Annotated in this window: 2 protein-coding genes; one reads left to right on the plus strand and one right to left on the minus strand. The window is 64.3% G+C overall.

Features of this window, described 5'->3' with window-relative positions; all coding sequences use genetic code 11:
- The coding region (locus tag ENZ74_RS31890) for an aldose 1-epimerase (protein ID WP_164761410.1) at window positions 1-770 on the minus strand (770 nt) is incomplete at its 3' end.
- A gap of 109 nt (window positions 771-879) precedes the next feature.
- On the opposite strand from ENZ74_RS31890, the gene ENZ74_RS31895 reads away from it, so the two are divergent.
- Window positions 880-1,354: FadR/GntR family transcriptional regulator (locus tag ENZ74_RS31895; protein ID WP_245471052.1), on the plus strand; the 475-nt coding region annotated here is incomplete at its 3' end.

Here is a 1,354-nt window from a genome sequence, read left to right on the forward strand (position 1 = left end):
GTGTAGAGGACAAGGAAATCGAGTGGCGCCTCGGCCTCGATGTCCAGTTGCCGTCCATGCTCCGGCCAGGAGATCCGGGCGCGGCGCGACCATCCGGTGAAGACCGTGTCGAAGTCCGTCTCCGACACGTCGAAGCCCGTGGTCGGGTTGGAGCCTGCAGGCGGCAGGACGTGCCGGGTGGGCAGGATTTCCGCGTCGGTCTCCCACATGCCGGACACCCGCGCCTGGACATGCGTCCACGGTGTCGATGGGAAATAGGGATGCAGGCCGAGCCCGGCCGGCATCGGCGCGTCCGACAGGTTGCGCAGCGAGATGGCGGTGATCAGGCTGCCATTGACCAGCGAGATCTCTTGCCTTGCCTCATAGCTCCACGGCCAGGAATCGGCGGCATGGCGATAGGATAGGACAGTGGCGCTGGCTTCGTGCCGCACGACGGTCCATGGCCGACGCCAGCCATGGCCATGCTCATGATGTGGATCGTCCGGGCTGGTCGGCAGTTCGACGGTGCGGCCTGCGAATGCGAAGCGGCCGTGCCTTATGCGATTGGAATAGGGAACCAGCGGGAAGCAGGCCATGGCGCCGGCATCGCGGCCGTCGATCGCCGCCTGATCCGCAGGGCGCAGCCAATCCACGACGGATCCGTTTTGCCGCCAGCGATACGACGCCAGCGCGCCGCCGGCGGCCGGCGCGATCTCCACGGTCGCAATGCCGTCGCTGATCGAGATCAGCCCTTGGTGCTGCTCGGCAACGGCAGCGGAATTCTTTGTCATCGGCACTCCCCCATCCCTTGACTCCAATCGCAATGCCGATAAGACATATCATATGAATAGTATGAAGAATAACAAATCTTTCAGTATGGCGCGTACGTCGAGAGTCGCGGTGGCGGTTTCCAGCGGCTCCACCGCTCTGCATGCGACCGTCGTCGAGCAAATCGGATTGCGCATCGTTCAAGGCGATTTCCTGCCCGGCGAGGCACTGCCCAATGCCGACGATTCAAGCGAGATGCTGGGGGTCAGCCGCACGGTGCTGCGCGAGGCGATCAAGGTGTTGGCGGGCAAGGGGCTGGTCGAATCGCGGCCGAAGACCGGCACAAGGGTGCGTCCTCGTGCCGACTGGAATTTCCTCGACCCGGACGTCCTGTCATGGCGCTATGCCAGCGGTGTCAGCGCCGACGATGTCCGGGCGCTGTTCGAATTGCGCAGGGCCATCGAGCCGATGTCGGCAGCGCTTGCGGCCCAGCGCGCCACGCCATCGCAGATCGCCGAGATCAATGCAGCTCTGGTCGAAATGGAGGCGGTGGTCGACGACGGCGACCGCTTCGCCAAGCCTGACCTTTTGTTCCACCAGACCATAC

Source organism: Mesorhizobium sp. M7A.F.Ca.CA.002.15.2.1 (assembly GCF_003998715.1).
GTDB lineage: Bacteria > Pseudomonadota > Alphaproteobacteria > Rhizobiales > Rhizobiaceae > Mesorhizobium > Mesorhizobium ciceri.